This is a genomic window from Opitutus terrae PB90-1 (genome assembly GCF_000019965.1).
GTDB classification, from domain to species: domain Bacteria; phylum Verrucomicrobiota; class Verrucomicrobiia; order Opitutales; family Opitutaceae; genus Opitutus; species Opitutus terrae.
In genome coordinates, this window is the sequence record NC_010571.1 from 3,373,238 (window position 1) to 3,396,688 (window position 23,451).

A 23,451-nucleotide genomic window follows, 5' to 3' on the forward strand; every position below is an offset into this window, starting at 1 on the left:
CTGAACTCTCCCCGCGAACCACGACCGACGGCCGTGGCGCGAAAAATGCCCAGCTTTTCTCCAGCTCAACTTGCTTCGTGGACCGGCGGTCGATGGACGGCGCAGCCGGTCTCGTCGCTTCTGGCCTTCGCCATCGACAGCCGGCAACTGCGGCGCGGCGACGTTTTTGTTGCCATCAAGTCGGAGCAGCGTGACGGACATGCGTTCCTCGGTGCGGCCGAGGCAGCGGGGGCGAGTGCCGCGTTGGTGAGCACGCCCGATCCGGCGCTGGCGCTGCCGCAACTGGTGGTGGCCGATCCGCTCCGCGCCTTTCAGGCGATCGCGCGCGAGCACCGCCGGCTGTTTCGCGGTCCCGTGGTCGGCATTTCCGGCAGCGCGGGTAAGACCTCGACGAAGAACCTGCTCGCGTTGCTGCTGGAAACTGCTGCGGCGAGTTCCGACGCGCACGCGGGACAGGTGCTCGCGACGGAGGGCAATCTGAACAATCACCTCGGCGTGCCACTCACGTTGACGCTGCTCGATCCGGCGGTGCACCGGTTCGCCGTGGTGGAGGCGGGAATCAGTGCGCCGGGTGAAATGGCGCCCCTGGCGGAAATGATCCAGCCGGACGTGGCGTTGATCACGCTCGTGGCGGCGGCGCACACTGAGGAACTCGGCGGACTCGCAGGCGTGGCCAAAGAGAAGGCAGTGCTACCGGCCGCGGTGCCGCCGACGGGTATCGCGATTTTCCCGAAACACTGCACCGAGTTCGCCGCGTTTCGCGAACTCGACGTGCAGCAGATGGTCGTGGAACGCGCCGATGTCATCCGGCCGGCGCAGCCGCCGCGCGACAAGGTGTTCTTTACCGTCTCGCATCGCGACGAGCACACGGTGGTGGCGCTGGCCTACGGTCCGCCGCCGCCGCTCACGTTTACGCTCCGCCGGGTCAGTGATGGCATGGCGCAGAACGCCGCGCTCGCGATCTGCGCGGCGCTGTGGCTCGGCGTGCCCGCCGAGAGCATCCAACAGCGGCTCGCGCAATGGCAGCCGGCGAAGCTGCGCGGCGAGTTGCGCCGGGAGAACGGTCGCTGGCTGTACCTTGACTGCTACAATGCCAATCCCGCCTCGATGACGGATGCGCTCGAAGCCTTCTATGGCATGGCGCCGACGGCGGAGCCGCGGCTGTTCGTCTTGGGCGGCATGGAAGAACTCGGCCGCGAGGCGGCCGGTTATCATCACGAACTGGGTCGCGCGTTGCGGCTGCGCGCCGGGGACCAGGCGGTGGTGATCGGCGAACACGCGCCGGCGGTGCGGGCGGGCGCGCTCGCAGCGGGCACGGCTCCCGACCAGGTCCGCGTGGCGGAATCGCTCGAGCCGATCGCGGTGCAGGTCGCCGCGTGGCGCGGCGCGGTATTCGTGAAAGGCAGCCGGCGCTACGCGCTCGAAAAAGTTTTGGCGACGAAACCTGAGGAGACCCAGCGATGACAACGATGCCTGATATCGTGACGATTCCCGCCTTCGCACCGGAGAGTGAGGCGCGCCAGCCCAAGCGCACCCTGCGCCGCGCGCCATTGCCGCGCGTGCGCTTCGCCGGCAACCCGCGGGACGTGACGCTGGATCGCAACGGGGCGACCGACGACGTGCAGCCGCGGGGCATGATCATCCTCATCGTGAAATGAGATGCTGAGCCACCTCGCAGACCTGCAGGACTATTTCGGACCGCTTCGGCTGCTGCGGTATATCACCGTGCGCACGCTGCTGGCGGCGGTCACGAGCCTGACGATCGGATTCGTGATCGCGCCGTGGCTGATCGCGAAGTTTCGCGAGCTGAAGCTGGGCCACGGCTACATCGACGATCGCACGGGTGCGCTCGGCGCCACTTATTTTGACAAGAAGAACACGCCCACCATGGGCGGGCTGATCATTTTCCTCTCGGTGTTCACGAGCGCGGCGCTCTGGGCGGCACCGAACATCTGGGTGTTCGTGAGCCTGTTCGTCTACGCCGCGCTCACGATTCCGGGCTGGCGCGACGACTACCTGAAGGTCGTCCACAAGAACCGCAACGGCATCTCGTCGTGGGAGAAGATCGGCTGGCAGTCGCTGGCGACGGTGGTCGCGCTGGGCCTGCTGCTGTGGCATCCGGCGAGCGCACAGAAGATTCGTGAGTTCTGGGTGCCGTTCGTGAAATACCCGCTGATCCCGCACATGCACTGGGCGGTGCTGCTGGTGCTGATTTACCTTTGGATCGTCGGCTTTAGCAACGCGATCAATTTGACCGACGGGCTCGATGGACTCGCGATCGGCTGCACCATTCCGGTGGCGCTGGTCTTCGGCATCATGGCCTATGTCGCCGACCATGTGTTTCTCTCGCAGTACCTGCTGACCAGCCACGTCCCGGGCACCGGCGAACTGGCGGTGATCTGCGGCGCGCTGATCGGCGGCTGCATGGCGTTTCTCTGGTATAACTGCCACCCGGCCGAGGTGTTCATGGGCGACACGGGTTCGCTCGCGCTCGGCGGACTCATCGGCGTGATGGCATTCATGATCCACCAGCCGCTGACGCTGGTGATCGTGGGCGGCGTCTTCGTGGCCGAGATGCTCTCGGTCGTGGTGCAGGTGGGGGTGTTCAAAATCACCAAGCGGCGAAGCGGGGTCGGGCGGCGGTTCTTCCTCATGGCGCCGGTTCATCACCATTTTCAAAAAAAGGGCTGGCCCGAGACGAAGGTCGTGCTGCGGTTCTGGGTGCTGTCGCTCGGCTGCGCGCTGGCGGGTCTGGCGACGTTGAAACTGCGCTGACAATGAAACCATTTCGATCCCATTGCCATTCGCAGGACGCCATCGCGGCGCAAATTGCCGCGCTCCGCGCCGACTGGCGTCGCGCGCTCGAGAGTGCGACCATCGTGGTGCATCGCGCGCGGACGCGCAGCCGGACCGTGACGCCGCTGGCGACCGCGGTGCCTCCGCCTCTACTGGAACTGACATGCCGTTGACCGCTCCAGACTCTCTCGCGCCCAGCCTCGCGCACCCGGTCGCCATCTTCGGCGGCGGCGTGAGTGGGGTGGGGGCGTGCGCGCTGCTCGCGGAACTGGGCGCGGCCGGAGTGATCTACGACGCGAAGGGGACCGAGTTCACCGCGAAAGCGGCGAGCCTGCACCGGCTCGTGATTTTCTCGCCGGGTTTTCCGCCCGAACATCCGTGGCTGGTGCTGGCGCGCCAGGCTGGGTGCGAATGTCTCGCCGAGCTCGATCTCGCCTCGGTGTTCTGGCGCGGCACAGTCATCGCCGTCACCGGCACCAACGGCAAAACCACGCTGACGGAATTTCTTACTCACGCGCTGCGTTCGATCGGCCGCGACGCCCGTTCCGTCGGGAACGTCGGTCATTCGTTCGCGCAGGCGGTGGCGGAATCGAATGGCGGCACCTCCGAGCAGATCGCCGTCTGCGAGGTAAGCTCGTTCCAAGCGGAGACGCTCAAGCACTTCCGCGCGAGCGCGACGCTCTGGACGAACATTGCCGAAGATCACCTGGAACGGCACCCGGGCCTGGAGAGCTATTTCAACGCGAAGTGGAACCTGGTGTTGCACACGCGCGTGCCGGCGACCGGCACGGCGCATCCGCTGCCGTTCGTCGGTGCGCGCGGCGGCGGCGTGTTCGCGGGGTCCTCGGTGCGGCGGTTCGCCGAACGGTATGGACGGCCGCTCACCGGCATCGAGTGGGTGGCGACGGAGCATCAGCCGACCAACCCGCGGCTCGCGGGCACCGTGTTCGCCGACTATCCGCAGCGCGAAAACTATTTGCTCGCCGAAGCGTGGTGGCGCGCCGCGGGACTGCCGGTGGAACAACTCGAACTCGCCGCGAAACGCTTCGATCTCGGGCGGCACCGGCTCGCCCTCGTCGTGGAACGCGATGGCGCCACCTACTGGAATGACTCGAAGGCCACCAACTTCCACGCGGTCGAGGCCGCGCTCGAGCGGTTCACGACGCCGGTGGTTCTCATCGCGGGCGGCAAGGCGAAGGGCGGCGATCTCGCGGGCTTCGTGCATCGGATCGCGCCGCGGGTCGCGCACGTCGTGCTCATCGGCGAAACGAGCGAGGAGCTGGCGTTTCACTGCGCGGCGTTTCGCGTCGCGCACACACGCTGCAGCACGCTCGAGGACGCGGTCCGCCGCGCGGCCGAACTCGCCGAACCCGGCGATCACGTGCTGCTCAGCCCGGGGTTCGCGAGCTTCGACATGTTCCGCAGCTACGCGGATCGCGGCGAGCAGTTCGAACAACTTGCGCGCAACCTCGGCGACGCACCCAAATTTTGATAGCATTCGCTCCCGCAACCAACCAACACTCCTGCCATGAAAATTCTGAAGATCTTCGGCGTCGTCGTGGGCGTCCACGTCTTTGCCTTGATTCTGATTTTCGCCAATCCGGGTTGCAGTTCCGCCAAGCGGCCGACGCGTGACGCCTCTGAGACCGTGATCGCCAGCGGTGGCGATACCAGCGCGATGGTCGCGCCGGTGGCCGCGACCAGCGAGTCGCCGGTCAGCCTCGCGCCGCCGCCCTCGTTCGATCCGAATGCGCCCGCGACTGCGGTGGTGCGTTTCACGCCGACGCGTCCCGGCACGCCGACCGCCGCCGCGCTCGAAGCCGCGCCGGTTGCGGACGTCACGCCGGCGACGACGTACACCGTCGTGCGCGGCGATAGCCTCTGGACGATCGCCAAGAAGCACCACAGCTCGGTCGGTGAAATCGCGGCGGCCAACAATCTCCGCACCAGCGCGACGGTGCGCGTGGGACAGAAGCTGATCATCCCGGCCAAGTCGGTCGCGGGGAGCGCGCAGTTCCAGCCAGCGGAAAGCACGCCGGTCGTCGCCGCGACACCGACGGCGCCGCGGGCTTCGGGCGAAGCAGTCAAGCACATCGTGCGGCCGGGCGAAACGCTCGGCGCCATCGCGCGGAAATATCAGGTGAAGGTCGGCGACATCGCCACCGCGAACGCCATTTCGGATCCGGCGCGGATCCGGCCCGGCATGGAGTTGACCATCCCGGGCTGGCAGGCGCCGACGAGCCGCGCGACGCGCGCGACGCCGAGCACTGCCACATCGCGCCCGGCGGCCCAGGAACCCACGGCGACGCCCGCGACCCAACCCGCGACCACGGAGTCGGTGCCGACGATCGTCATCCCCGCCCCGGAACAGGATCTCGATGCTGGGTTGCGCGACAAGCAAGGCGATGCGCCGGTGATTCCGGTGGAGGAAAAGTGAGCCCCTCCCGCGTCCGCGCGAATACTTCTCGCAACCCTTGGCCCGGCGTGTCGTCGCTTCGCGGCGCGTGCGATCGATGCGGCCGGTCCGGCAGCGGGTCGCGCGCGGCCGCTGTTGAAGCTGTCTGACGAAATGACGTCGAGCGCCTCTCCCTCTCGTGGTCAACGCGGCCGGTTCGCCTTGAATCCGGTGGCGGTGATCTTCATCTGTGCGCTCGGTCTGACGTTTCTCGGGCTGACGATCCTGTTCAGCGCGAGCGTGGCGTTCAAGCAGGGGCCGTATTTCTATCTGACGAAGCAGTTGGTGGGCGTGGGCACGGCGGCGGTCTTTTGCCTCGTGGTCAGCCGGCTCGATCTCGACTACCTGCGACGCTACGCGTGGATCATCGCTGGAGTTTTTCTCGTCCTGCTCGTGCTGGTGTTGATTCCGCACGTCGGCGTCTGGCGCGGGGGCGCGCGTCGCTGGCTCGGTATCGGCTCGGCCGTCGTGCAGGTGTCGGAGTTCGCGAAACTCGCGATGGTGTTTGCACTGTCGCACTACCTGGCGCTGCACCAGACGCGCATCGGCGAGTTCAAGCTCGGGTTTGTGTACCCGGTCGCGTTGATCGGCGTGTTCGCGCTGCTCGTGCAACAGGAGCCGGATTTCGGCACGGCGGCACTGATCATGGCGGTTGGGCTCGTGTTGCTTTTCCTCGCAGGTGCTCGTTGGCGCTACATCATGCCGGCGATCCTCGCGGTGGCAGGTTTGTTCACCGTGGCGGTGATGCTGAATCCAAACCGGCTGCGGCGGTTCCTGGCGTTTCTCGACGTGGAAGGAAACAAGCAGGGCGGAACCTATCAGCTCTACCAATCGCTCGCGGCGTTCGCGGCGGGCGGCGTCGACGGCGCGGGGCTCGGCCAGGGGCGGCAGCAGCTCAACTTCCTGCCGGAGGCGCACACGGACATGATCTTCGCGGTCGTCGGCGAGGAACTCGGGCTCTGGTTTACGCTCGGTGTCGTCGCGCTGTTCCTGATCATTTTTGTCGCCGGGTTGCTGCACCTCCGCCGCGCGCCGAATCTTTTCCAGTATCTGCTGGTCACCGGTTGTCTGCTGCTGATCTGCCTGCAGGCGATCATCAACGTGGGTGTCGTCACCGGGGTGCTGCCGACCAAGGGCATGTCGCTGCCGTTCATCAGCGCGGGACTTTCCAACCTGCTCTTGATGGGGCTGATCCTCGGGATCTTTCTGAACACCCAGCGCACCTGGGGCCGCGCGGCGCTGAACAGCCGGGCACGCACGATGCAGGAGGTGCTGGCATGAGGGGAAAAGTGCAAAGTAACAAGTGGGTAAGTAACAAGAGGCACGGGATGGCGCGTCTTGGCACTTGGAACTTGGCACTTAGGACTTTTCGGCGATGAGCACGTTCCTGATCTCCTGTGGCGGCACCGGTGGACATCTTTCGCCGGGCATCGCGCTGGCCGAGGGGTTGCAGGCACGCGGGCATTCGGTCCGGCTGCTGATCAGCCACAAGAAAGTCGACGCACGGCTGATCGCCAAGTATCCGCGGCTCGACTTCACGCGCGTGCCGGGGACCGGCTTCTCGCTGCATCCAGTCCGATTGGCGCGGTTCATCGGCACGCAGTCGCGTGGATTGTGGTTTTGCCGGGGGCTGGTGCGTGCAGCGCGACCGGCGGGCGTGGTGGCCTTCGGCGGTTTTACATCGGCGGGCGTGGTGCTCGCGGCGCGGTGGCGCGGCGTGCCCGTGGCGCTGCACGAGGCGAATCGCGTGCCGGGCCGGGCCATTCGCGTGCTGAGCCGGTTCGCCAACCGCGTCTATCTGCCGCCGGGCGTCCGGCTGGCGTCCGCGCCGCCCGGCGCCGTGCGACCGATGGGACTGCCCGTCCGGCAGGAAATTCGGCGCGTGTCACAAACCGACGCGCGGGCGCGATTCGGTTTTGCCGTCGGACAAAAGCTGCTGGTCGTGTTCGGCGGCAGCCAGGGTGCCACGGTGCTGAACGACTGGGTCCGGCGCGAAATGCCGGCACTGGCAGCCGAAGGCGTGCAGGTGTGCTGCGTGACGGGGCTGGGCAAGGGCAGCGATGAAACCGTCGAACTCCGGACGCATGCGGGGCAGCCGGTCCGCATTCAATTCCTGACGTTCTGCGATTGCGTGCCGGAACTGCTCTCGGCGGCGGACCTGGTTTTGTCGCGCGCCGGAGCCGGCACGATCGCCGAACTGGTGCGCTGCGAAACGCCCGCAATCCTGGTGCCCTTCCCGCAGGCCGCGGACGATCACCAGCGGGCGAACGCGGCGTTCTTCGAGCGGCAAGGCGGCGGAGTGGTCGTCGAGCAGACGATGATGCACAGCGTGCGCGCCGAGGTGCTGGACGTGATTTTCGACGAGGAACTATTGCGGAAATTCCGCGGCAACCTGCAACGGATGGATCGTGCCAACTCGCTCGAGTTGATGCTGAACGATCTGGAAGAGATGACGCGCACGCATGGGGCGTCGGGGTCGCCGGGTACGGCGACGGCGGTGGTGACATGAGCGACGCTGCGCTGCCTTCCGTCTTCGGCCGCAGCGTGCGGAGAATCCACTGCGTTGGCGCGGGCGGCATGGGCGTGGCACCGCTGGCGATTTATCTGCGCCGGCTCGGCTTCACCGTCAGCGGTGAGGACGACGCGATGATGCCCGAGGTGCGCGAGTTGCTGGAGCGCGCCGGAGTGCGGGTGGGTCCGATGGACGCGGATTGCGAACTGATGGTGCATTCGTCGGCGATCGCGCCGGCGCATCCGGCGTTCGCGGCGGCCCGGGCGCGCGGACTGCGCTGCGTGCGCCGCGGCGAGATGCTGGCAGAGGTGGTGAGCGGGAAGAAGTTCGTGGCGGTGTGCGGGTCGCACGGCAAAACCACGACGACCGCGATGTTGATCACGGCGCTGCGCAGCGCGGGCTTTCCCGCGGGCTACGTGTTGGGCGGACTTTTCACCGACGGCAGCTCACCGGCGGACGTCGGCACGAACGAATGGGTCGTGGCCGAAGTGGACGAAAGCGACGGGACGATCGAGCGCTTCGTGCCAGAAATCACGGTCGCCGTGAATCTCGACTGGGACCATCCGGATCACTATCGCGATCGGGCCGAGCTGGAGCAGACTTTCCATCATTTGTTCGCGCGGACCCGCGGGCTGGTTTTGTTCAGCGCGGAGTGCGCGGTCAGTCGGCGGAGCGCGACGGAACTGGCGGCGATGGAGGAACACCGGATCGAGGCGGAGATCACCGGGCCGAATTTTCTGAGTTTCGGGACCGCGGGAGATTTTTCCGGACGGATCGTGCGCGAAGACGGCGCGCGGATGACGCTGCAGCTGGACGGTCGCTTCGCCAGTCGCGAGACCGCCGTGCAGGCACGCGGGGCGTTCAACGCGGCGAACGCGACGGCGGCGCTGGCGGCTGCGCAGGTGATGGGTGCGCGCCCCGGCGGCGACGCGCTGGCCAATTATCCGGGCGTGCGTCGGCGGCAGACCGTGTTGCACGACGACGCGTTTACGGTGATTGAGGATTACGCGCATCATCCGGGGGAGATTCGCGCGTTGCTCGGCAGCCTGCGCGAACGGTTGCGGCGTAAGCAGCCCGCGGCGGACAAGCGCGGCGCGGTCGGCCGGTTGATCGTGGTCTTTCAACCGCATCGGTTCAGTCGCACGGCGCAGTTCAAGGTGGATTTCGCGCAGGCGCTCGGCGCCGCGGACTGGCTCTACCTGCTCGACGTTTACGGCGCGGGCGAGGCACCGAGGACCGGTGGCATGACGGCGGACGTGGCGGCGGCGGCGGGACGGCAGAACCCAATGCTGCCGATCGACTATCAGCCCGGCGCCGATCGCCGGTGGTTCGATGCGCTCGATCGCCAAGTGCGGCCGGGCGACCTGGTGGCCTTCGTCGGCGCGGGAGACATCGATCGCAAAGCGCGGGCCTGGATCGAGCGCCGGACCCGCAAACCGCGCAGGGCGGGCGATTGGGACGCCGTGCTGACGAAACTGCAGCGCGTGGTGTCGGCCGAAACGAGCCTGCGACGCGACGAGTTGCTCGGCCCGAAGACGACGATGCGCGTCGGCGGACCGGCGCGGATTTATGCCGAGCCGGCGAGCGTCGCGGATCTGCAGGCGTTGTTGCGCACGGCAACTGCCGTGCCGGTCGAGGTGTTCATCCTCGGTCGCGGATCCAATCTGCTGGTCCCGGACGAGGGCGTGGAAGGGCTGGTGATCTCGCTCGCGCACGAGGCTTGGGCGCAGTTCGAGGTGCGGCCAGACGGAAGGATCTGGGTCGGCGCGGGACTTCGACTGAAAAATCTGTGCGGACTCGCAGCCAAGGCGGGGTTGAGCGGATTCGAATTTCTCGAGGGCATTCCCGGCAATGTGGGCGGCGCGCTGCGAATGAACGCGGGCGCGATGGGCGGCTGGATGTTCGACGTCGTCGACGAGCTGCAACTGATGACGATGGCAGGCGAGGTACAGTCGCTGCCGCGTACCGCGCTGAAGGTGACGTATCGTCATTGCCCGGAGCTGGAGCGGGCGATCGGGTTGGGGGCGTTGTTGCGCCGGCCGGCTTACGCGAACGCGGAAGTGGTGAATCAGCAGATCGCGGCTTACCGCACGAAGCGGCAGGCGACGCAGCCGCGCGAACCGAGCGCGGGATGCATTTTCAAAAACCCCCCGGGGACGTCCGCTGGCCGGTTGATCGACGAAAGCGGGTTGAAGGGTACGCGCGTCGGCGACGCCGAAGTGTCGCCGGTCCACGCGAACTTCATCATCAACCGCGGCCACGCGACGGCGGCCGAAGTGCTCGAGCTGGTCCGGCGGGTGCGCGCTCGGGTGAAGGAGGTCAAGGGCATCAACCTCGAGCCCGAGGTGCTGCTTTACGGCAAATTGTGGGAGGATGTGCTGTGAGGGATGAGCTGAGAGCCAAGAGTCCAGAGCTGAGAGCACGGACTCTGGGTTGTGATCTGCTCTTCGCTCTCAGCTCTGAGCTCTAGACTTTTTATGGATTCACCTGTCATCGCCGTTTTCAGTGGCGGCACTTCCTCCGAACGCGAAGTCTCGCTCGGCTCCGGTCAGGCGTGTGCGGCGGCGCTCGAGAAATCGTTCCGCGTTGAACGATTCCAAATCGACGCGGACGCACTGCCGGCGGGACTCGATCCGCAGCGGCATGTGGTTTTTTCGACGCTGCACGGCACGTTCGGTGAGGATGGCGGGATGCAGCGGCTGCTCGACGCGGCGGGCATGCACTATGCGGGCTGCGATGCGGTCAGCAGCGCGCTGACGATGGACAAGACGCTGACGAAAGAGACGGCGGCGGCGAAGGGGATTAAGGTCATTCCCGGCGTGACGTTTCCGGCGGCGAAGAAACCCCGGCCTGAGCAGGTGATCGAACAGTTTGGCGAGCGGGTGGTGGTGAAGCCAAACGCGGAAGGCAGCAGCGTCGGTTTGAACCTGGTGGGCTCGCGCGAGGAGCTCACGCGCGTGCTCGACGTAATCCAGAACGGTCGCTGGATCATCGAGCGGCGGATCTTCGGACGCGAACTCGCAGTGGGCGTGCTGAACGGTCGGGCGATGGGCGTGGTGGAGATCCGACCGAAATCCGGCGTCTATGACTACGCCAGCAAGTACACGAAGGGGATGACGAACTATCTCGCGCCGGCACCGCTGGACGCGGCGCTGACGCAGAAAATTCAGGCGGCGGCGCAAACGGCGTTCGCGGCGTGCGGTTGCCGCGATTATGCGCGTGTGGATTTCATCCTCGGCGATGATCACGAGCTTTATTTGCTGGAAATAAACACCCTCCCCGGCATGAAGGAAACGAGCCTGCTGCCGATGAGCGCTCGCTGCGAGGGGATCGATTTTACGGCCTTGGTGAAGGCAATGGTCACGCCCGCGGTGCAGCGTTTTCACGCGGCGCGGGCGTCGCGAAATCCGTGAGTCGCACCGAGCTCAATCCTCCGCAAGCGCGCAGCTGGCGAGACATTCCCCAGCAGGTGAAACCGCGCGCGATGTCGGCGGAGGGGCGGCGGCGGTGGTGGTGGAGTGGCATGAAGACCGTGCTGGCGCTCGCTGCGGTGGGCGGACTCGGCTGGGGCGCGGTGGAAATCGCGGCGGCCTTGCGCGGCCGGCCGCAGCCGCTGACCAGCGCCGAAGCGGTGCCGGTGAAGGAGATCGATTTCGCCACCGATGGGGTGCTGCCGCGCGAATGGGTGGTGCAGACACTCGCGCTGCCGCCACGAGCAACGCTGATGCAGCTCGACCTGTATCGGCTGCGGGAGCGGCTGACGGCGGCGGGGCAGGTTCGCACGGCGACATTGACGCGCACCTTTCCCGCGACGCTGACGGTGAGCATTTCGGAGCAATCGCCGGTGGCGCGCGTGATGGCGCAGACGGCCGGCGCGGAACCCGAGATGCTGCTGGTGGCGCGCGACGGCACCGTGTTTGCCGGGCTGGGGTTCGATCCGGAGCTGTTGAAAACATTGCCCTGGCTCGATGGCGTGAAGTTGAAGCGGGACGGCGGGAGATTTGAACCCATCGCCGACATGCCGACGGTCGCGGATCTACTGGGCAAGGCGAAGCTGGAGGCGGAGCATCTCTATCGCGAATGGCAGGTCGTGTCGCTCGCGCGGCTGGAGTCGGACGGCGAAATCGAGGTGCGCGCGACGAATGTGGCGTGCATCCGGTTCGGCACGAGCGAGGATTTTTTCCGGCAGCTGGCGCGGCTCGATTCGCTGCTCGATGCGGCGCGGGCCAAGTCCGACCGGCCGGTGCGCGAGATCAACCTCGCGATTGGCGCGCATGTGCCGGTGGCGTTCGAGGAGGTGGATCCGACGGCGCCGCTGAAACAGCCGGGCGATGCGCGGCCGGCCACGACGACGACCACGCGACGCAATCCGGTGGTGCCTGCTTTCCCAGATCTGCAACGCAAAACCACGCTGTGAGCTCCCGTCCCACCTTCATTGGCGCCGTCGAAATCGGCACCTCAAAAATCACCGTCCTCGTCGGCGAATATACCGGCCGCGAACTCGCCATCATTGGCCACGGCGAGTGCTCGTCGCGCGGCATCATCAAAGGCACGGTGGTCGACTACAAGGCGGCGAGCGAGTCGACGCACAGCGCGCTCGAGCAGGCGGAGCGGGATGCCGGCGAGCGGATCGAGCTGGTGTTTCTCGCCCAGACGGGCGGGCACTTGGAAGGCTTCTACAACGAAGCCGCGGTCAACGTGAAGGCGGCGGACAACATGATCGATCGCGACGACATCCGCACGGTGTGCGAGCTCGCGCGCTCGAAGGAGCTGCCCGAGGGCCGGATGGTGGTGCATCACATTCGGCGGCCGTTCCGCGTCGATGGCCGGCTGGTGCCGACCTCGCCGGAAAATCTCGTCGGCCAGCGGCTGGAGGTGGGCTACTGGACGGTCCACGGTCAGGAGCAGCGACTCGCGGACAACATTCACGTGATCCGCGGTTTCAATCTCGAGGTGCGTGAGCTGGTGCTGTCGAGTCTGGCTTCCGGTCACATGGTGACGACGCCCGAGGAGCGGCAGAACGGCGTGCTGGCGGTCGACATCGGCGCGGGCACGACCGACTACGTGCTCTATCGCGACGGCGTGCCGCACACCACCGGCGTGGTCCCCGTGGGCGGAACGCATTTGACGAACGATCTCAGCATCGGACTGCGTTTGACGGAAGGTCAGGCGGAGAAGCTGAAGCTGCGGTTTGGACGGGCGTTCGTGAACCCGAAGGACAAGGGCGAGAAAGTCTGGCTCGACGGCAATTTCGCGATCGGCGACCGGCAGTTTCCGCGGCACGCGATCGAGCAGATCACGGCGGCCCGCACGTGGGAGCTGCTCGAGGTGGTGCGCAAGAAGCTGGGCAACGCGTTCTCGCCCGAAACCTGCGCCGCGGGCGTGGTGTTGACCGGCGGCACGGCCAAGCTGAGCGGGATCGCGGAGGTTGCCGCAAAGGTTTTCGGTGTGCCTGCGCATCTGGGCGAGACCCCGACCTGGGTGGCGGAAAATCTGCGCGACCCTGGTTATCACACCGCGCTCGGATTGCTCTACTACGGCGTGAACGCGCAGAGCGACCGCGTAATAGCGAACCGGCGCAACGCCGGCTGGCTCGGCAACATCAAGCGACTTTTCGCCAATACCTGAACCTGAACCGATGCGGCCGAGGGCGGCCGCGCTCCCAGGACCAGAATGAATCTCAACGAACTCCCCCTCGAACACGCGCTGCTCACCGATCGCGCCATCGCGATCAAGATGGTAGGCGTGGGCGGCGCCGGCTCGAACGCGGTCGACCGCCTCAAGATGGAAAACCTCGAGCGGCTGCAACTCGGCGTGATCAACACCGACTATCAGGCGCTCGCCAGCTCGCCCGTGCAGGACAAGGTCCTCATCGGCATGAGCATCACCCGCGGGCTGGGCGCCGGCGGTGATCCCGAGCTGGGACGTGAGGCGGCCGAGGCCGATCGCGAAAAGATCACGAACGTGGTGAAGGATTGCGACCTCGTGTTCCTCATCGGCGGGATGGGCGGGGGCACGGGGAGCGGCGCGCTCCCGGTGGTGGCGGAGATCGCAAGCGAGCAGGGCGCGCTGGTGATCGCATTCGTGACGATGCCCTTCAGCTTTGAGGGTGGTCGGCGGTTGAAGCAGGCCGAGGAGGGGCTCTCCGCGTTGCGTCGCGTCTGCGACGCGGTCATCCCGCTGCCGAACGACGTGCTGCTGCAGGAATCAGCCGAGAACGAGACCGTGCTGGACTCGTTCGCGCGGGCCGACGAGTGGATCGGCCGTGGCGTGAAGTCCATCTGGGCGATGCTGTTCAAGACCGGGTTGATCAATCTGGATTTCGCCGGCTTGCAGCAGGTGTTTGCGCAACGCGGCGGGAAAACGCTGTTCGGGCTTGGCGAGGGGACGGGCCCGAACGCCGTCGCCGACGCCGTGGGAAGTTTGAAGCTCTGTCCGCTGCTCCATACGCCGGAGTTTTCGCGGAAAGCCGACCGGCTGCTCGTGAACATCATCGGCGGCACGGATCTCACGCTGCCGAAGGTCAACGAACTGATGACGGCGATCACCGAGCAGTTCGGACGTGAGTCGCACATCATCATGGGCGCGGTGATCGACGAGGAGATGCAGAACCGCGTCGACGTTTGCGTGATCGGCACCACCGACATGGGCAACCGCGGCGTGCCGGCGCGGCGGCATACGTCGATGCCGGGCCGCGGGCGCCTGACGAATCGGCCGGAGCCGACGACGACGGTGACGTCCGACGGCGCCGCGACGACCCCAGTGGTTGGTACGGGCGCAGAGAAGCCGGCGCAGACAACGTTGGAGAAAGAGGCCGCCGCAGCCGCCGCGAAACTGGCGCAACACGAATTCGGGTTCGGCGAACTCGAGAGCCGGGGACATTTCGAAAAGACCGATCGCAACCTGTTCGACGGGCAGGATCTGGACGTCCCGACCTATCTGCGGAAAGGAATCAAGGTTTCGATTTGAATCTGAGATGGCGCCGGACGGCGCGTTAGGGATAACGCGCGCTACCGATGATGGCACGGGCGTTTGCGAGCGAGAGTTTGCGCCGATGGGCGCTTGGTCGCTTCTGACCTGTCTCCACGGGCAAGATGCTCGTGCCACGATCACAAAAAAGCCCGCCGGCGGGGGCCGGCGGGCATCAAAGAAAAAGGTCCTTCGCGGGCGATCAGACGGCTTTAGGGAGAGCCACTTGTTGATCGATCTGCTCCACGGCGGGAAGATTGTGTCGGCGCACCTTGTACATGTGGTGGCGCTTGCTCAGCATGCGATCGAGCTTGTCGATGAGCAGCGAGATCGCCTTGTGGCATTCGTCCGCTTGGACGACGGCGTTGAGGTCCGGACCATGGATTTCGACATGGCCCTTGGCCTTGAACCGGGTGGCGACCGCCTCCTTGGAGTCGCACTCGAGTTCGACGCGGACCCGAATGATCCGCTCCTCATGACGAAACAGACGTTCGGCCTTTTCTCGAACGAAGTACTTCAAGGACGGAGTGAGTTCGAGATGAATGCCCGATACGATGACTTCGTGGTTGTTTTGTCTGTTCATGATACTGCGTTTGTTTTGGGTTTTACCGAGTCAGGGCAGATCCTGACGCGGCCCGTAAAAATTCTCCTGAGCCCATGATTGCCCTTCGCGAAGTATGCCAATCGTTCACCGCCGTCGTGCTGACGGGGGGATCTTCCGGTATAGGAAAATCGTTCATCGAGCTCGCCGGGAACCTGTATCCGGCACTCCGCTTTTGCAACCTCTCGAGGACGGCTCCGGTCATAAAAAGCGAAGAGCTTATCCTCTGCCATGTCCCCTGTGACCTCGCGTCGGTCGTGGAGACGGAGCGGGCAGCGACGGAAGTAGAAGCCTTCCTTAACCGAGACGTGCCAGCGGGACGAGTGCTGCTCATCAACAACAGTGGTTTCGGCTCATACGGGGCCTTTCCTGAGCCCAATCTTTCTCAACAGCTCGAAATGCTGCAGGTTAACACCGTCGCGATGGTCCGGCTCACCGGTCGACTGCTGCCGGTGCTCAAGGCTCGCGGCGGCGTAGTGATGAACATCGCCTCCACCGCGGCGTTCCAGCCGACGCCGCACCTCGCGGTCTATGGCGCAACCAAGTCGTTCGTGCTGAATTGGACCCTCGCGCTGAACGAGGAATGGCGTGGCACCAACCTGCGGGCCATGGCGGTGTGTCCGGGACCGACGAGCACGCCGTTTTTCCAGCGCGCCGGGCTGGCCCCCGGTAACGCGGCGGAGCGGACCGGCATGAGCACCGAGGCCGTAGTGCTGGCGGCGTTGCGCGGGCTGGCCAAAGGCAAAAGCCTCGTGGTGCCCGGTTGGAAAAACAAGTTGCTGGCAGCGGCGAGCGGGATGGGACCCAGGACGTGGGTGGCGCGGATTTCCGGCCAAGTCATCGCCGCGCAGCGGCTGCAGCACGTCCGCGCATGATCCCTGATCCTAGCCCGGGCGGGCCGCTGCCGGAGATCATGTCGCGCCGCGCCTGCGCGTGGCCGCGCCGGATGCAGCAGGGCCCGGCGCGGCTGATCACGGCGGAAGAGCTGCGCACGTGGATCGTGCATGAGGACGAGCGACTGCTCGTGGTCGCCAAGCCGGGGGACGTGGTTTGCCACCCCTCGAAGGCCGGGCCGTGGTCGAGTCTGGTCGGCGCGGTGCGGGAGTTCACCGGACTCGCGACGGTGCATTTGGTCTTTCGACTCGACCGCGAGACCAGCGGAATCGTCGTGCTCGCCAAGGACCCGAAGACCGCCAGCCGGCTGCAGGTCGCGATGCAGGAGCGCAAGATCGGCAAGGCTTACGTCGCGATCCTGACCGGGGCGATGCGCGAACCGGTGACCGTCGATCAGCCGCTGGGCGACGACGTGGCCAGTCCGGTTTTCGTCAAGTCGGCCGTGCGCGCCGACGGCCAGCGCTCCGTCACGCATTTTTCCCCGATCACGGTGGCGGCGGATGATGCTTTTTCGCTGGTCCGCGTGGTGACCGAGACCGGACGCAAGCACCAGATCCGCGCCCATGCGCAGTGGCTCGGTCACAGCCTTGTCGGCGACAAAATCTACGGTCCGGACGCGCGCTGCTATCTCGATTTCATCGACACGGGCTGGACGCCGGCGCTGGCGGACAAGCTCCTGTTGCCGCGGCAGGCACTGCATTGCGCCGAGATCGATCTCACGCGCACAGGTCTCGCCCATGTGTTTCGCGCGCCGATGGCCGAGGACATGCGACGGTTCTGCGCCGAGCGTGGCATCGTCGCGCCGGCGGAGCTATAGCGGACTCGCGTGAAGTCCGCGCGGCTTTCGCTGCGGCGCATTCAGAAATGGCCAGGCTGCGCCTGTGGTAGCGGCACGCCTCCGTTCTGCCGGGGTTGAGCAGACAAGCCGGCAGGCGGGACGGCTGCCGTTACACGAAAATCGCTACGACCTGGCTTAAGTGCGGGCGTCAGCGTTGAGCGGGCGCGAAACTGGCCAACGCGACCTCCAGTGCGGCGCGCTGCGCGGCGATGCGCTGCGGCAGCGGAAGCGCCGAGGGGCTTTCGAGCGTGTAGGTGAGCGTCGTGTGGTGCTGCAACAGGTAGATGGCTTCGGGCCACTGATCACGCAGCAGCGGATCGCCGAGGGGGCGGATGATGCCGGGCGCGGCGGATTCGCGGCCATCGATGATCGCCGCGGACTCGATTGCGCAGACGCGCGCGACGGCGGCGATCATCGGCTCGGCGAGCGAGGGGCGGTTTTGCGGGTTGAGTTCGTAGACGTAGAAGCCGGTGGACTCCCAATCCTCGTGCAGGCAGATCGCGAGATCGAAGTTCGGCTGACGGCGCAACCAGCTCACGTGCGCGCGGATCTCGGCCGAAAGGAGGTGCCGGTAGTCGCGGTTGAGATCGACGCCGTCCGCGTTTTCGCGGCAGCTGCCGGGAAATCCCGCGGGATTCAGCAGCGGGCACAGGAACCACGTGGCGCGTGTGTCGAACCAGCCGGCCTCGAGCATTTCGAGGAGGGCGAGCGGCGGCGCGGGCTCATCCCCGTGGATGCCCGCGGAGAGGTAAACGCGTGGCCGTGGGCCGGGCGTGCGTTTGGTCAGCGCGATGAGCGGGCAGCCGGCGATCTCGCCAAAGCGCTCGACCCGAAACCCCTGACGCGCACCGGCGGATTCGAAGCGCCCGATCAGCTCGATCGGCACGAAGGCGGCGGGCTGCGGAGGCGGGCGTGAGAGCTGGCTCATGACGGTGGGCTACGCAAACTGCGATGGCCGCCGTCCGCAAGCGTGGGACGGCCCGGGGGCGGCTGCGCGGGCCGCTCGCGGCGGCGGCCAAGCCGTTGCGATCCGCACGCGCGCGAACACGCCGGAACGCGGCCTCCCCTGGCGATTCTGCGCTCGACCGCCCGAAACCGCAGAAGCCACGAACGTGGTCCGATCGGACCACGTTCGTGGCCTCGGCCAAGACCAGGCGGTTGCGGCACGTGACGTGGGCTTTGACAGCGGGGACATGGCTCCCCTTGCTGGTGCGTTGCTCGGCTGTCGCGGATCAATTCGGTCCGCGAGCCGACTCCTTCACTCGCATCATGGCTCACGTTCGCGTTCGTTTCGCTCCCAGCCCGACGGGGTTTTTCCATATCGGCAGCGCCCGCACAGCGCTGTTCAACTGGCTCTACGCCCGTCACACCGGCGGCACGTTCGTGCTGCGAATCGAGGACACCGACAAGGAGCGGAACAGCGAGGCGTTCCTCAACGTAATCTACGATAGCCTCCGCTGGCTGGGCATGGAATGGGACGAAGGTCCCGGCAAAGGCGGCGAATTTGGTCCGTACCGGCAGAGCGAGCGCGACGCGGTTTACCGCGAGTATCTCGCGAAGCTCACGGCGGCAGGCCGCACGTATGAGAAGGACGGTGCCATCTGGTTCAAGCTGTTGGGCGAGCGCTACGAAGTCTTCGACGAGCACCGCAAGAAAACCGTCACGAAGGTGAAGACCGCGCCGACCGTGATCGAGGACCGGATTCGCGGCCGGGTCGAGCGCGTGGAGGACGAGGACTTCGTGATCTTCCGCTCCGACGGCAACCCGGTGTTCCATTTTGTGAACGTCGTTGACGACATCGCCATGCAGATCACGCACGTGATCCGCGGCGAGGATCACCTCTCCAACACCAGCAAACACGTCGAGCTGTTCAAAGCCTTCGGCGCGCCGGTGCCGCAGTTCGCGCATATTCCGCTCATCCTGAAACAGAATGGTCCGGGCAAGATGTCGAAGCGCGACCAGGGCGCCTTGATCGAGGAATATCAGCGGCGCGGCTATCTGTCGGAGGCGCTCGTGAATTTCCTCAGCCTGCTCGGCTGGAACCCGGGCGACGATCGCGAGAAGATGCCGATTGCGGAGATCATCCGGCTCTTCGATCTGCCCGGCGTCAACCAGAGCAACGCGCGGTTCGACGACAAGAAACTCGCGCACATGAACATGGCCTATCTGCTGGAATTGCCTGCGGACACGTTCGTGCAGAAGGCGCGCGCGTTTTTCGAATCACTCGGCGACAACGCGACGGCGAAAGCGGCGCTCGCCGCCGAGCCGGCGTTCTTCCGCGAGGTGATGTTGCTGAGTCAGCCCAAGATCAAGGGCTTCGAGGAGCTGCCGGCTTACACCGCGTACTTCTTCACCGACGAGTTCGCGACGGATGCGAAGGTGCGCGACAAGGTGATGGGGAAGGGCGATCCGAAAGCGCGGTTGCGCGAATTGATCGAGGCGCTGCCCGGGTTCGATTTTTCCAACGATGCGGCGGTTGAGGAAGGCATCAAAGTTCTCGCCACAAAAAACGCGCTCGGGTTCGGCGACTATCAGTCGGTCGCGCGGCTTGGGGTCTCGGGAACGAATGTCGGGCCCAGCATCACGGGGATGTTTCGCGTGCTCGGACGCGAACGCGTGCGCGCGCGGCTCGAGCGGCTGCTGAACGCTTGAGTCCCACGTGGCGCACGGTGGACGGCCTGCAGAGGGACGTCCGGCTATACTGTTGCGTGTGACCGGAATTCGACAGTGGGCGCCGGGCGACTAGTCTCGGAGCATGAGACCGCACAAGCTCGGTCGCGGGGTGTTCGCATTGCTGCTGGCGCTCGGAGTGGCGCCGCTGGGGTGGGGAGCGGTGAGCTCGCCCGATTTCCCCGCTCTGAACGAACGCGAGTTCAAGCCCGCCGCGCTCGGCCCGCGCGAGCCGCGGCTCGAAATCGACTATCCTGGTGGCGCGCGCATGCGCGGTGTCACCCACGGCCGGGCCGTGGTGTCGGTGCTCGTCGGAGCGGACGGGCAGCCGCAGGATTTCTTTGTTTCAAGTGCCGCGGATCCGGCGTTTGGCGCGGCCTTGTTGGACCGCGTGCGGACGCTGACCTATCAGGCGGCGCTGTTCAGAGGCACGCCGGTGCCGGCCCGGCTGGACGTGGGTTATCAATTCGATGCCCTCGGCGCGACGCTGGACGTGATGGATGCCTCGCGCCAGCTCTCGGTGAAGAGTGATCGGGCGGCGGAACAAACGCCGGTGCTCGAGAGCAAACTGGATCATCCGCTGGAGTTCACCGATGCGGCGCTGCCGCGGTTGCCCAAGAGCTACCAGCCGACGAGCGACGAGCCGGTCCGGGTGTTCGTCACTTTCTACGTGGACGGTGAGGGGCACACGTATGCACCCAACGTCGAGTCCGCGCCGGCGCCGGTGCTGTTCAGCGGGGCGATCAAAGCGGTGCGGCAATGGACGTTTCAGCCGCCGACGCAGAAGGGAAAGCCTGTCACGGTGTTCGCCGCGCGCTCGGTGAGCTTCATCCCGCGGACGCCCGCGCCCGAACAATCGCCGGCCGGAGAAAAGAAAGCGGAGTGACAGCTTCGGCGCTTGGCTCGTCGATACGGAGTGACGGAGCCGTGCGGAAATCCGAACAACTGCACCTGTGGCTATCTAGAACGGGAAGTCTCCGGTCTGCACCGGTGCGGTGGCTTTTTCCACCGGCCGCTCGCGAACGAAGCCGTGGCGCTGGTGACCGGTGACGCGAATCGCCTTCGGGTCGGCGGGACAGGCAAACTCGCACGCACCGCAGCCGATGCAGCTCTCACCGTGCACCCACGGCAGCCGCAGATTGTCGCCGTAAGGTTTCGTGTCGACGGCCTTGGTTGGGCAATGCTCCGAACAGGCGGCGCAGTCGGTGCCCTTCGTCTTCACGATGCATTTTTCGACATCGAGCTTGGCCACGCCGATCTTCGCGGCGTGCTTCTGCGCAAGCGTGAGCGGCGTGAGCGCGCCGTCGGGACACACTTCGGAGCAGCGCTGGCAATCGAACAGACAGTAGGCGCGGCTGTAATCCAGCCGCGGCTTCATCAGCCCGTTCCAACCGTAGTCCAGAAACGCCGGTTGCAGGACGTGCGTGGGACACGCGCTGATGCAGAGGTGACAGGCGGTGCAATGCTCGAGCAGCCGATCCACGCTTTCGGCGCCGGGCGGCGCGATGGCGCGGCTCTCGTTGTTGGACTTGCGAGTGCGATGGCGGTGCCGACCAGCGCCTTCGTCCGCGTCATCCTCCCCGCGCCCGGCGCCAAGGAGCGGCGCAGCGGAGGCGACGCTGAGCGCAGCCAAAAAGGTCCGACGCTGCGGATCCGCCGCTCCGAGTGATTGCGCGCGAGTGGCGGACGCGCGGGCCGGCGGTTGCGAGGCAGCGCCACGCCGCCAGGAAAAACGGTGGCGAATCCCGTGCTCGTCGCAGGCGCCCACGCAGTTGTAGCAGGCCACGCAGCGACTGGCATCGATCGTGGCGGTGCGCAAATCGATGCACTGCGCCTTGCAGACGCGCAGGCAGTCGCCGCATTTTCGGCAAACCGTGGAGTCGATGCTGAGTCGGAACGCGCTCCGGCGGGAGAGGAATCCAAGGAATGTGCCGACTGGGCACACCGTGTTGCAGTAAAGCCGGCCGCGCGTGACCGCCATCACCGTTACGATGGCGAGTCCAAGCAGCGGGAAGGCCAGAGCGCCCGCCGCCGCCCATTGGGGCTCAATGCGCGCGACGAGGGTGAGGCCGGCTGCATTGGCCGCCTGCGCGAGCAGGTTGTTCGCGTGGACAACCACAGGTCGGAACAGATCGGAAGCAATGCGACCAAAAATGCTATAGGGATCGAACAGAGAGAGTGCGAAACCGAACCAGCCGGTGACGATGCCCAGCAGCGTCGCGGAGAAGAAACTTCGCCGGGCCCAGATCGCCGCGGGCCGGTAGGGTAGCCGCAGTCTTTTTCGGCGCAGCGCGTCGCGCGCTCGCGCGATGAGATCCTGCAAAATCCCCAGCGGACAAATGACGGAGCAGTAGACGCGACCAAACGCGAGCGTGAGGGCGAGCAGCAGGGCGAGCGCGGTGGCGAACGCGGCTCCTGTGGCGAATCCGAGCAGCGCCGGCACAAATTGCGTCGACGCGACCGAGTAGCCGAGCCAGGTCGGCAGCGATCCACGGGGATCGAGGAAAACGACCAAGCAGGCGGCGAATACCAGTGCGCCCGCGGCGACGCGCAGCAGCTTGAGTCGCGATCGGGCCACGAGCTTAACCCAGCTTGATCCGGCGGATGTCGACCTGCTCGAGGTCCATCACGCCGAGCTTCATCTCCGCTCCGATCCGAATGTGCGCGATCCGCGCGGGATCGTGACCGAGCATTTTCGCGCCGGCCGCATCGACGGCGACCGGATCGGGCGAGACCAGCAGCGTGCGCATTTCGACGACATCGTCAGTGGTTCGCCCGCGCGGGCCGTTCCGTACGAGCGGATGATACGCGTCGACGATGTTGAGCGTCGGTTTCCGCAGCGTGAGGAAGTCCGCGATCGACTGGTGCAGGTCGTGCATGTGGTAGTCGCGCCGGTCCCAGATCACGCCCATCAGGTTTTTCATCGCGGCGGTGATCAACGTGCCACTGTGATGCTTCAGCACCGGCAAGTTGAAAAAGACGTCGCTGTCGAGCACGAGCGAGTGGACCTGCGCGCGCTTGAGCCGGACGCCTGGGATGTCCACCTCGCGATAGAGACTCGGATCCTTGCCGTTGACGATGCGCGCGCCGGCCGCTTTCGCCGCCGCGGCGATGCCGCTGTGCTCGTAGGTCTGCTCCCACGGATCGCAGGTGTTGTCGAAGATGCTGACGGATTTCGCTCCGGCTCCGAGACAGAGGGTCGTCAGGTGCGCGACGAGTTCCGGATGCGTGTTGGCGCCGCGCTCGGGGGATGCATCCCAGCCAATGTTCGGCTTGATGAGCACGGTCTGGCCGGCCCGGACGAAGGCGCCGATGCCGCCGAACACGGCGAGCGCGGCGTCCAGCATCGCCGTGCGACTGCCATCGCGCACCGCCACCAGGATCGGCCGCGCGGCGGGCGTAGCGGGCGTCGGTATGGCACCTTCGGCGGCGGCGAGTCGCCGCCACGGCGTGAGGGCAACGGCAGCGCCCAGCGCGAGACTATGCTTCAGAAAATCACGGCGGGAGTTCATCGGCGTGGCGGGTAACGTGGAATGCAGCGCGGGTTGTGCTCGGGCGCTGAATAACGTTAAGCCGTTCGCGGAACGCCGGCACCGCATTCATTGCCGAAAACTCGCCGGGAGTTGGTGGGACCTCGGGACCGCCGTGATGACCAGAGGTGCTCGCGACGGGGAGCGGAATCCGCGCTCTACCATGGTGTCCGCGCGACCCAAGGG

20 protein-coding genes are annotated in these 23,451 nt (G+C 66.1%); 16 read left to right on the forward strand and 4 right to left on the reverse strand.

Annotation, left to right across the window (positions count from 1 at the left end; all coding sequences use genetic code 11):
- The first annotated feature begins 45 nt into the window (after positions 1–45).
- The 12 genes from OTER_RS13330 to ftsZ all read left to right on the forward strand — a co-directional run bounded on the left by OTER_RS13330 (position 46) and on the right by ftsZ (position 14,732).
- Complete coding sequence (locus OTER_RS13330; RefSeq protein WP_012375446.1) at positions 46–1,464, forward strand: UDP-N-acetylmuramoyl-tripeptide--D-alanyl-D-alanine ligase; 1,419 nt, start codon at positions 46–48, stop codon at positions 1,462–1,464.
- Positions 1,461–1,658 (forward strand): hypothetical protein, encoded by a 198-nt coding sequence (locus tag OTER_RS13335; protein ID WP_012375447.1) that lies wholly within the window; start codon positions 1,461–1,463, stop codon positions 1,656–1,658. The genes OTER_RS13330 and OTER_RS13335 overlap by 4 nt, the downstream gene beginning before the upstream one ends.
- A 1-nt stretch (position 1,659) precedes the next feature.
- Positions 1,660–2,775, forward strand: coding sequence for a phospho-N-acetylmuramoyl-pentapeptide-transferase (mraY, locus tag OTER_RS13340; RefSeq protein ID WP_012375448.1), 1,116 nt, complete (start codon positions 1,660–1,662; stop codon positions 2,773–2,775).
- A 184-nt stretch (positions 2,776–2,959) separates the two neighbouring features.
- Positions 2,960–4,288 carry a UDP-N-acetylmuramoyl-L-alanine--D-glutamate ligase gene (murD, locus tag OTER_RS13350; RefSeq protein ID WP_012375449.1) on the forward strand — a complete coding sequence of 443 codons (1,329 nt, stop codon included), beginning with the start codon at positions 2,960–2,962 and terminating at the stop codon, positions 4,286–4,288.
- A 36-nt stretch (positions 4,289–4,324) separates the two neighbouring features.
- Positions 4,325–5,233, forward strand: coding sequence for a LysM peptidoglycan-binding domain-containing protein (locus tag OTER_RS24200; protein ID WP_012375450.1), 909 nt, complete (start codon positions 4,325–4,327; stop codon positions 5,231–5,233).
- Between the two features lie 189 nt (positions 5,234–5,422).
- Entirely contained in the window at positions 5,423–6,532 is a 1,110-nt protein-coding gene (locus OTER_RS13360) for an FtsW/RodA/SpoVE family cell cycle protein (RefSeq protein WP_237702485.1), read from the forward strand.
- Between the two features lie 94 nt (positions 6,533–6,626).
- Positions 6,627–7,760, forward strand: coding sequence for a UDP-N-acetylglucosamine--N-acetylmuramyl-(pentapeptide) pyrophosphoryl-undecaprenol N-acetylglucosamine transferase (locus tag OTER_RS13365; protein ID WP_012375452.1), 1,134 nt, complete (start codon positions 6,627–6,629; stop codon positions 7,758–7,760).
- Positions 7,757–10,147, forward strand: coding sequence for a UDP-N-acetylmuramate dehydrogenase (murB, locus tag OTER_RS13370; RefSeq protein ID WP_012375453.1), 2,391 nt, complete (start codon positions 7,757–7,759; stop codon positions 10,145–10,147). Before OTER_RS13365 ends, murB begins: the two co-directional genes overlap by 4 nt.
- A gap of 93 nt (positions 10,148–10,240) precedes the next feature.
- Positions 10,241–11,176, forward strand: a complete 936-nt coding sequence (locus tag OTER_RS13375) for a D-alanine--D-alanine ligase family protein (protein WP_012375454.1) — start codon at positions 10,241–10,243, stop codon at positions 11,174–11,176.
- Positions 11,173–12,180, forward strand: a complete 1,008-nt coding sequence (locus OTER_RS26655; protein WP_052300383.1) for a cell division protein FtsQ/DivIB — start codon at positions 11,173–11,175, stop codon at positions 12,178–12,180. Before OTER_RS13375 ends, OTER_RS26655 begins: the two co-directional genes overlap by 4 nt.
- The gene (ftsA, locus tag OTER_RS13385) at positions 12,177–13,391 is read left to right on the forward strand and encodes a cell division protein FtsA (protein WP_012375456.1); all 1,215 of its coding nucleotides are present in this window, start codon (positions 12,177–12,179) and stop codon (positions 13,389–13,391) included. The genes OTER_RS26655 and ftsA overlap by 4 nt, the downstream gene beginning before the upstream one ends.
- Positions 13,392–13,436: 45 nt before the next feature.
- Positions 13,437–14,732 carry a cell division protein FtsZ gene (gene ftsZ / locus OTER_RS13390; protein ID WP_012375457.1) on the forward strand — a complete coding sequence of 432 codons (1,296 nt, stop codon included), beginning with the start codon at positions 13,437–13,439 and terminating at the stop codon, positions 14,730–14,732.
- 202 nt (positions 14,733–14,934) lie between these two features.
- Here ftsZ and hpf read toward each other — a convergent pair whose 3' ends face one another.
- Positions 14,935–15,315 carry a ribosome hibernation-promoting factor, HPF/YfiA family gene (hpf, locus tag OTER_RS13395; RefSeq protein WP_012375458.1) on the reverse strand — a complete coding sequence of 127 codons (381 nt, stop codon included), beginning with the start codon at positions 15,313–15,315 and terminating at the stop codon, positions 14,935–14,937.
- A 74-nt stretch (positions 15,316–15,389) separates the two neighbouring features.
- Here hpf and OTER_RS13400 point away from each other — a divergent pair, with 74 nt between their 5' ends.
- Positions 15,390–16,208: an SDR family NAD(P)-dependent oxidoreductase gene (locus OTER_RS13400; RefSeq protein WP_012375459.1), complete on the forward strand. Its 819-nt coding sequence runs from the start codon at positions 15,390–15,392 to the stop codon at positions 16,206–16,208.
- Positions 16,205–17,044 (forward strand): RluA family pseudouridine synthase, encoded by an 840-nt coding sequence (locus OTER_RS13405; protein WP_012375460.1) that lies wholly within the window; start codon positions 16,205–16,207, stop codon positions 17,042–17,044. The genes OTER_RS13400 and OTER_RS13405 overlap by 4 nt, the downstream gene beginning before the upstream one ends.
- 169 nt (positions 17,045–17,213) lie before the next feature.
- Here the strand turns inward: OTER_RS13405 and OTER_RS13410 are convergent, their stop codons facing one another.
- Positions 17,214–17,993, reverse strand: coding sequence for a M14 family metallopeptidase (locus OTER_RS13410; protein WP_012375461.1), 780 nt, complete (start codon positions 17,991–17,993; stop codon positions 17,214–17,216).
- Between the two features lie 341 nt (positions 17,994–18,334).
- Between OTER_RS13410 and OTER_RS13415 the strand changes: the two genes are divergently transcribed.
- Together OTER_RS13415 and OTER_RS13420 are read left to right on the forward strand one after the other, a co-directional pair.
- The gene (locus OTER_RS13415) at positions 18,335–19,717 is read left to right on the forward strand and encodes a glutamate--tRNA ligase (RefSeq protein ID WP_012375462.1); all 1,383 of its coding nucleotides are present in this window, start codon (positions 18,335–18,337) and stop codon (positions 19,715–19,717) included.
- 103 nt (positions 19,718–19,820) lie between these two features.
- On the forward strand, positions 19,821–20,621 hold the full coding sequence (locus OTER_RS13420; protein ID WP_012375463.1) for an energy transducer TonB: 801 nt from the start codon (positions 19,821–19,823) through the stop codon (positions 20,619–20,621).
- A 75-nt stretch (positions 20,622–20,696) separates the two neighbouring features.
- On the opposite strand, the gene OTER_RS13425 is transcribed toward OTER_RS13420, so the two are convergent.
- Positions 20,697–22,313, reverse strand: coding sequence for a 4Fe-4S binding protein (locus OTER_RS13425; protein WP_012375464.1), 1,617 nt, complete (start codon positions 22,311–22,313; stop codon positions 20,697–20,699).
- A gap of 4 nt (positions 22,314–22,317) precedes the next feature.
- On the reverse strand, positions 22,318–23,247 hold the full coding sequence (locus OTER_RS13430; protein WP_012375465.1) for a DUF362 domain-containing protein: 930 nt from the start codon (positions 23,245–23,247) through the stop codon (positions 22,318–22,320).
- Between the last annotated feature and the right edge of the window lie 204 nt (positions 23,248–23,451).